Here is a 6,634-nt window from a genome sequence, read left to right on the forward strand (position 1 = left end):
ACAGCAGACTGTCGATAACATCACCGTAAAAGCCTATTGCGTGATATCAACCTTAACACCAACGTAATTCGCTCCCTCTTTACTCAATTATCCCTTTCACACCCCTGCTTTTCTTGAAAAAGAACACAGCCTTTGCGTGTCATTTTTACAAAGAAACATGTTTACAAAGGGATGTGGATTTTAGAATCCTTATTCTGTGAGGGGGACGTCTATGATGCGTGTTTTTAGCGAATGCTCTTTGGGGTAGAACAGTCAAAATGTTTATGAAGAGCATCAAGAATAATGCGCAAGGAACCAACAAGAGGAGAGAGTGGTTGATCTTCTATAACGAGATATTGTAATGCCGCATGAAAATTGTGTTGACGATGCTGATATTGTGCTTCTTTAATCGCTTCTTGCATATCTTCATAGTGTTCTGTTGCTTTTTGAATCCATTGCTTTTTTGCTTTCTCATCTGATGCGCTATGCGTAAAACCATCATAATAGCCGTTTGGTAAACCTTTTGCACATAAATAGTCGTTTCTGATTTGGAGATATCTTTGTGCCGTGTCATATTGCTCTTTACTAATGCCTGATGAATCCTCTTTATAGCCAAGCAAACAAAGACGCCCAATATAGGTTCCTACAAGCGGATTTTTCGCTTCTTCGAGGCTTAAACCAAAGTGTTTTGCACGCATTTCAATCGCAGATTGAGGCGGAGATTTGCTGGGGCTTTGGACACGTGAAATATGTCCATTGGGCTCTTTTCGCTTGCTTGTTATTGTCGATCTAGCACCTTTTTTACGTATTTTCATGAACTTACCATTTGAATGAAAAAGAAACTGTCTGTGGATGGGGGACAGGGATGTAAAAAGCACTTGAAGCAAATATTGTAGGGATATAAGCCGTTGCAGATCAAAAAATAAACGATACTAAAGGCTTCTTTAAGCGCAAAGAAAAGAAACGTGGTAGGAAAAAATCATCTTTGTTGAAAGGTATTTCTTATCATTTTTATCTTGTCCTTATCAGTCTTATTTTTCATTCATAGCCGATTATGCGCTTTCTAAAGACTTCTCATCTTCTCTTGAAAAATTGAAGAGAGTTTTTGTCAAATGTGAATGAAAAAATAAGAAGGATGTTCCATGGCTATGCTATCATTTTTTCGAATGGGTGTTTTTTCGAATGAGATTACGTCTTTCTTTTCTCACGAGCGCTTTGCAGAAAATTTTAACTCTATCTTTAGAACAATCATTCTTTTGTTATTGGGCGCTGTTGCAAGATGTTTGATATACATCACCCTGTTATGCATATCTTTATCCCCTATAAAAGACGATTATCTTCTATTGAGTGGTAGAGAGCTGTAAAAACAAACTTCCCCACTCTATTATAATAGCATAAGATGCCCGATATTTTCAAATAAAATATCGTTTGTTAGCGCAAAATAACCTATGAACGGTTAAGCAATGTGTTTTGGTGTTCTCTTTTATTATCCTTTATAGAGGATAAATTTTGTTTTGCTGTTTTAAGGATTCTTATCATGAGACGAGGGGATGTTGTTTAAAGGGTGGGATGCACTATCGAAAGAAGCTACTTTGATTAATGGAAGATGCCTTTATAGGAGGGGTCTTTATAAATGTGGGCGCTTTTATAAAGGCGAGGGGCTGTGAGATATTTCTTTGTTAAGAAAGAATTTTTAAAATGGGTCCTTTTTGATTAAGAAGCTTTCAAATGAGGATTGAAAAACTTTAAGGTTGTTTGTTACGGGCTTTTCATGCTGGATAATTGGTTGCTTATTTGACTTTGTTTTGTGTTGCTTTTTAAAGAGGCATGTCTTAGGGCTTAGAAGCCCATTTCGTGACAGTGCCCGTGAAAGGGGACAACGATATCACCTCCCAGTGAAATAATATAAAATTTGAATACTATAAAGCCATTGAACACCACCATCTTTACGTTTGTGAAGAAGCAAGCCGGCGTCATCACAATTTCACCAGCTCCCATTGTTGCGATACGCCCTTGGCATGCGAGACGGTTTATTAAGAGATGTTTTTAGTTCTTTCTTTCCTGTTTCACTCCATACGGCTCTTTCTCTTTGTAACGTGCGGGAGACATGATCAGGGGTGATTGCAAGATCTGGGGTGATTGCAAGTTGGTTTCAACATGGAACAGATTTGAAATGAAATAATCTTACGATATTCAAGATTCTCATTCATTATGCAAAAACAATGAATTATTATTATAAATTAATCCCTTAAATGTATATTGCGAGAATGTAGAGTATGTATCTTATTCAAATTTTGTAGTACATTTTAGTAGGCTTCCTTTAAAAGTCTATGGTGCTGTGAGATTATAAAATAATCTTTTGCATCTCTATTGCTTTGTTGTTTTTATGGACTTTCCCCATAGTGCATTTGTCAATGTGATTGCACGATCTGTTTGCTGGCATAATGGATGATAGGGAGGAGACATGATAACTTTATACTCTAATCCTGCTAAATTTTATTTGGTCATTTTCTGTCATATTCTTCTCTATCGTTTTGGTCTACTTCTCCTATGGGATTATCATTTTAAAAAAGAATGTAAAAATGAGAAGAAATCCTTAGAAACAGCAGAAAAAATTCTTTTGAGCTTCAATCAAATAGAGAAAAAATATGATTGTTTTTACAACTTTATTTCTACAATATTGTCTTTTTGCTTTTTTCGATCTTATCCTCTTATGCTGTAAATATCGTCATTTAAGGTGGTGATATACGGCACATAAGGCATACAACGCTCGATCCATTAATATAAAACAGTAAAAATGTTTAGGCGAGGTCTTGTCTGTAGAGCCTTATGCAAATGAAGCACATCAGTGCTCAGTAGGCGGAGTGTACTGAGAACAATTGGATTGTTTACAAACGGATGTGGGGTTTAGAATCTTTAACCTCTAAAGAGGTGGGGAGAAATATCGTTATCCTTATCCTTTGTATCCTATGGGCTCGACTTCATTTTAAGCAATGGTAAACGCTGTCGTTTATGGTGGGCTTGTCAGTTTTCCACATGAGATGTTTTTTTTAGATTGAATATTCTTGCTTGTCGTGTTGTGTAAAACATTATCCTTTGAGGTGTGGGTGATGATAGATAAGGGGAAGACAGTGGCGGTTGTGCTTATAAGCCTTTAGAGATTGTAGGGTGTCACGTATAAAGAATTAAAAAATAGATTTACAGGGTCTTATTAGTGCTTGTTTTATGGTGAAAAGAGTGCTAGACGAATTTGCCGCGCTGGTCGCGTGTTATTTAATTATTAAAGAGTGCGTGGGCATTTTAGACGTGGGGGACTATCAATATGATCAAAGATAAATCACAACACCAATCTGCCCATAAGGGAAATATGGCTTCTGCATTACAGCCAGGGTTAGATCAATCGGCTGTTTTCAAAAAATGCATGACTCTCTCAACGAAAGAGTATGTCATCATTTGTTGTTTGGCTATCCTCTTGTTGGTGCTTTTTGTCGCGACTGTCTATATGAAGCCTCTGGAATTTTTTCACATTATATCTAAAGAACAGTTGCAAGCAATGGCGCAAATGAAACAAGAAGATCTTCAAAAAATGTTTTGGGAGATATGGAGACAGCCTGTTAAAAACAATCCTATAATCACGTCTTTGCGGGACGCAGGATGGAATAGCGTTTGGGCTTTTTTATGTCTCTTGCCGCAGAACATTTTTGGCGTTCTTTTAGGATTCTTTCCACTCTTTTTTATCTTTAATGCCATATTGAAACGCGATGTGAAGGAAATGATGCTGATGTGGGAAACATTGCCAGAGAAGCAACAGCAAGACAACTAATCTCGCAACAGAACACAAGAGGGAAACACGTGACTGCTTTTTTTATAAATGCTTTTGTAATCTTGAGTATGGTAGGGATGGCTATCTTTATTTGTTGTGCGTTGAGTATGGTTTTGTTTTCTACCGTGAAGATTATCTTAGAACTTTATTATTCTTTGATAAAACGGACAATATTGTTGTTTGGAATGCGACGGAGATTAAAAAAGGCAACAGTGCAAAGTTTGTGGCATTATAAGACAGAGGGGCGAGGACAGAACGGGGGGCTTGCAACAGAGTTTAGTGCCCTTTCTTTTAAACAATCTTTGAAACTTTCAAGAAAAGATACTTTGATAATCTTTTCTATAGTCTGCGTTGTGAGTGTGTTTTTCGTATGTAGTTTGGTTATTGCATCTGTTTTTACAAAATTTGCGCTTGTTGCACCTCAAGTTGCTTCTGGATTGTTTTTTATTGGTGCGCTGCCGTTGTTGTGGATATTGGTGTTGAGTACTTTCACATTGCCTGTCATTTTAATTCTTCATAGTTTCCTTCATTATGGCGTGAAAAAAACAGTGAAGAGATTAGAAACATTTGCTTGAGCAGAGAATAAAAATGGTGATTTTACATCAATGCGATAGGGGGAAAAAGTGACTTTTGTTATAGGATTTTTGGCTGTTTTAGGGGGTATCATCATTACCATTTTAATGGTTATGGTCATGATCAGGCTTCCTTACCTGATGATCAAGCATTTGAGAGTGTCTTGTAAACTATCCCAAGAATTGAAAAAGAATACGAGGCAACAAAAGCAAGCCATACAACAATTGCGCAATGATCAGGGAGAGATGAAAAGACAGAATCTCGTGCGTGAGACCCTTGATGCAAAAATGCGTTTTCTTAACTTCAAAGAATCTCTGCCTCTTTATCCTAAAGAATGTAAAATAATTCTTTTTGTTTTTATGCTTGTTTTGTTTCTACAAGCTACTTTTTCTATCGCAAATTTTGGATGGTGGCAGAGTGATATGGTTGGCTTTATCTTGCTGCTGTGTAACCTTATATGGTTAGGGTTTATCTTCTTTGTTCCGATCATCGGGCTTATGGGTATAAAATTAACAAAAAAATTGAGAAAAACGCTTCAACAATTGGAAGAAGCGATACAACAACGCGATCAGGCAATCCGTATGCTGAATGTGGAAGGGGGACAAAATGACGAGTAGCCTTATAACATTTATAGTCTGTTCTTTCCTAGTCTTTATGCTCTTAAATGTTTTAATATGCGGGACAATGGGGATCATTTATTACTTGTTTATTAAGCGTGCGCGGCTGTATTGCAAAGTAAAAAAAGAACTGAAATGCGTACTGAATGAACGCGATAGAGCATTAGAACAGATCTCACAAAAATCAAAAGAAGCAGAATTGAGAGTATGATAAAAAAAGCTTTCTCTTGAAAAGAGGAACATTTGCTTGAAGAAAGAGCCTAATTGTGACGCAAAATTGTAATGATCGTGTACAAAGTGGCGCGGTTTAAAAATCTTTGTGGTTTCATGATGTGAGCAGAAGGTAAAAGAGCGTGTTGGGGGCGGATAATAAGGGGGTAAAACTTTTGCATATACGGTGTTTTGTGTAATGGATCGGGCTGCCTCATGGAGGCTTGGAAGTGACGTGTATGCAGTCGTCTATAGGGAAACTTGCTTGAAAAGAGAGGAATTTACTAGAAAAACAGCGAGAATTGTAGACCATCATTGACTAAAGCAGTATGGGGTGTGAGAACTGGGGGGAGAGCTTTTGTCGTTTAAGATGTGAGGAAGATTAAAAAATATTATTCTTGAAAGCAGTAATATTTTGTCAATAAAAATAAAATACAATTAAACTTAAACTAAAAAAGGCCCCTTTTAAAAGGGCCTTTTATCTCAGTTTACAATATATACAAAATGTATTTAATTGCTTTAATAACTTTTTGTATCTTATACTCTAGTAGAAACCAATTGTATGAAATATATAATAAGTGATCCTAGAAAACTAGCTATTGCATTCAATAAATTTTTTCCTTTTTCATATATATCGTTTATTGATTCTTGTTCTGAGGCTGTTCTATTACTTGTTCTCAGTATATTCAATGTATCCGATATGTTACTTACTGGTTTAAAAAACTGTAAATATGTTTTCTCAACAGTATAAGGTGCAACAATAGGAGAGGGTTGTTTATTGACTATACGATCAGAATTTTGAATCGCGAGAGCTAAACCACTAGTAATAGCCCCCGCTATGAAAAAATATCTGATATTCATAGTTTTTCTCCTATATTTATTTCGGCAAATAAATATCGATACGTATCATATATAAATTCGATTTAAATAACTATAGTAAAAATACAACAATCACAAAAAAGAATAAACTTTGTCTATAAATTGACAAAATTTGCCCTTAATTGCCTTAATGAATTCTTTCAGATTCGATTTTATGAAGGCATAAAAAAGTTTGAAAGCTCTGTAAGGAAGCGGAATCCCATAAGGTGGGTGATACAATAGTTGCTAGCAAACTTCTTTTTGTTCCTTTGAGTAAAGATTCATAAAAATGAGGGTTCATAAAAATGAGATACGATGAAAATTGAGAAAAATCCTTGAAGAGAAGGATGCACTCTTTTTGAGGGCTAGAGTGCATCCTCATAGATTGGATACTTGCCTTTGAGGGTTTGGCGGTATCCCTTGAGGGGAAGGATGCACTCTTTTTGAGGGCTAGAGTGCATCCTCATAGATTGGATACTTGCCTTTGAGGGTTTGGCGGTATCCCTTGAGGGGAAGGATGCACTCTTTTTGAGGGCTAGAGTGCATCCTCATAGATTGGATACTTGCCTTTGAG

5 protein-coding genes are annotated in these 6,634 nt (G+C 36.4%); 3 read left to right on the forward strand and 2 right to left on the reverse strand.

Annotation, left to right across the window (positions count from 1 at the left end):
• Positions 1-224: 224 nt before the first annotated feature.
• Complete coding sequence (locus tag ACFIMQ_RS05405) at positions 225-794, reverse strand: hypothetical protein (RefSeq protein ID WP_375615893.1); 570 nt, start codon at positions 792-794, stop codon at positions 225-227.
• Between the two features lie 2,507 nt (positions 795-3,301).
• Between ACFIMQ_RS05405 and ACFIMQ_RS05410 the strand changes: the two genes are divergently transcribed.
• The 3 genes from ACFIMQ_RS05410 to ACFIMQ_RS05420 are packed head-to-tail and all read left to right on the forward strand — an operon-like array spanning position 3,302 to position 4,992.
• Positions 3,302-3,802: a hypothetical protein gene (locus ACFIMQ_RS05410; RefSeq protein WP_375703550.1), complete on the forward strand. Its 501-nt coding sequence runs from the start codon at positions 3,302-3,304 to the stop codon at positions 3,800-3,802.
• 29 nt (positions 3,803-3,831) lie between these two features.
• The gene (locus ACFIMQ_RS05415) at positions 3,832-4,377 is read left to right on the forward strand and encodes a hypothetical protein (protein ID WP_375615895.1); all 546 of its coding nucleotides are present in this window, start codon (positions 3,832-3,834) and stop codon (positions 4,375-4,377) included.
• Positions 4,378-4,425: 48 nt separating this feature from the next.
• On the forward strand, positions 4,426-4,992 hold the full coding sequence (locus ACFIMQ_RS05420) for a hypothetical protein (RefSeq protein ID WP_375615896.1): 567 nt from the start codon (positions 4,426-4,428) through the stop codon (positions 4,990-4,992).
• A 747-nt stretch (positions 4,993-5,739) separates the two neighbouring features.
• Here ACFIMQ_RS05420 and ACFIMQ_RS05425 read toward each other — a convergent pair.
• A complete protein-coding gene (locus ACFIMQ_RS05425) occupies positions 5,740-6,063 on the reverse strand; it encodes a hypothetical protein (protein WP_375615897.1) in 324 nt (107 codons plus the stop codon).
• Positions 6,064-6,634: the final 571 nt, after the last annotated feature.

This window comes from Bartonella sp. AD13SXNS (assembly GCF_042196465.1).
Lineage (GTDB): Bacteria > Pseudomonadota > Alphaproteobacteria > Rhizobiales > Rhizobiaceae > Bartonella.

Bases quoted from the DNA above. Each gene is read 5' to 3' on its own strand.
- ACFIMQ_RS05425 (WP_375615897.1), bottom strand. From the start codon at position 6,063: ATGAATATCAGATATTTTTTCATAGCGGGGGCTATTACTAGTGGTTTA.
- ACFIMQ_RS05405 (WP_375615893.1), bottom strand. From the start codon at position 794: ATGAAAATACGTAAAAAAGGTGCTAGATCGACAATAACAAGCAAGCGA.
- ACFIMQ_RS05410 (WP_375703550.1), top strand. From the start codon at position 3,302: ATGATCAAAGATAAATCACAACACCAATCTGCCCATAAGGGAAATATG.